This is a genomic window from Vibrio sp. 10N.247.310.98 (assembly GCF_041467395.1).
GTDB lineage: Bacteria > Pseudomonadota > Gammaproteobacteria > Enterobacterales > Vibrionaceae > Vibrio > Vibrio crassostreae_C.
On record NZ_JBFSUL010000123.1, the window covers coordinates 1 to 1,426 of the forward strand.

The 1,426-nt window shown below is 42.5% G+C and carries 2 protein-coding genes; both read right to left on the reverse strand.

Annotated features, from left to right (window positions below):
- Nucleotides 1-31 precede the first annotated feature (31 nt).
- Nucleotides 32-874 (reverse strand): IS3 family transposase, encoded by an 843-nt coding sequence (locus AB6E78_RS22870; protein WP_106427183.1) that lies wholly within the window; start codon nucleotides 872-874, stop codon nucleotides 32-34.
- Nucleotides 871-1,380, reverse strand: coding sequence for a helix-turn-helix domain-containing protein (locus AB6E78_RS22875; protein ID WP_029236503.1), 510 nt, complete (start codon nucleotides 1,378-1,380; stop codon nucleotides 871-873). The genes AB6E78_RS22870 and AB6E78_RS22875 overlap by 4 nt, the downstream gene beginning before the upstream one ends.
- Nucleotides 1,381-1,426: the final 46 nt, after the last annotated feature.

Genomic DNA, 1,426 nt, shown 5'->3' on the forward strand with positions numbered 1-1,426 from the left:
TGAAGTGACCCCGTAAAGTTGGACATTTCTGTTAAGCGGCTTTCAAGGCCTGAGTTCGATATTCTATCGGAGTCAGGCCTTTTAGTTTCACTTTTATACGTTTGGTATTGTAGTACTCGATGTATTCTTTAATTTGCTCTATCAGAGCATCTGCATCTTCAAAGCTTTGGTTGTGATACATCTCTGTTTTGAGTAAAGCAAAAAAGTTTTCAGCAACCGCATTATCCAAGCAGTTACCTTTTCTCGACATGCTTTGTGTTAACCCACTCTCCGCTACCTTTTTCTGATACTGTCGATGACGATATTGCCAACCTTGATCGCTATGTATAATTGGCTTTGAGTTGGGTTTGAGCTTTGATATGGCTTCCGTTAGCATATCCGTGACAAGCGGCAAGCAGGCATTTTTGGCCACTCTATAAGCCACTACCTCCTGAGTAAACAAGTCGACCACGGGAGACAAGTATACTTTCTGCTCTTTGACTTTGAACTCCGTGACATCAGTTACCCACTTTTCATCGGGTTGAGTCGCACTAAAATCTCTTTCAAGCAGGTTAGGAGCAGCTGTTCCAGACTCTCCTCGGTATGAACGATACTTTTTAATCCTGACCGTCGATTTAAGGTTGAGCTGAGCCATAAGCCTTTGAACCGTTTTGTGATTAAGCACGAACCCCTGATTTTTTAGTTCCAAGTGAATACGGCGGTAGCCGTATCGACCCTTATGTTCATGATAAATTGACTTTATCAACCGCAGCTCACGTTCGTAGCTATTTGGGCGCTTGTTTGTTTGAGCTTGATAATAAAAGACACTTTTTGCCAGCTGTAGAGTCTGCAGTAAGTGCTTCAGCGGGTACTTGCCTTTAAGAGTTAGAGCTATGACCGCTTTTTCTTTGTTCGACGGTTTTTTTCCTGCTCCAACTCTTCCAACTTTTTTAGAACGGCATTCTCGGTTCGTAAGTAGACCAACTCCTCTTTTAGCTCCTCAAGTGTCATTTCATTATCAGGCTTAGTGGTACGTTGAGGTTGCTGTTTCATTGAGGGTCTTCCTTTCTGGCGCATTTTGAGCCCCTTGATACCGAGCTCATTAAATCTTTTGAGCCAGACAGAGAGTATCCCAGGGGATGAGAGGTTTAATACAGCGCTAGTGTGCGTGAGAGACCATTCATTCGTCCACATTAAATTCAATGCTTTTCGTTTTGTTTGAGCAGTCGCGGCATGCTTAGTTGGTAAAAATGAATCAGTACCATGGATGGCAAAGACTTGAGCCCAATACCGTATCTGCCTTGAAGAAATTGAATATTGTTTTGCTAAATAGAGAGATGACGTGCCATCTAAGTATTGCTTAGCAATGATACATTTTAGCTCACGGCTATATTTGGACATAAAAAGACCCCCAATAATTGGTGTCCAACTATTGGGGGTCAGTTCA

Coding starts and splice junctions, on each gene's coding strand:
- AB6E78_RS22875 (WP_029236503.1), bottom strand. CDS start 1,380: ATGTCCAAATATAGCCGTGAGCTAAAATGTATCATTGCTAAGCAATAC.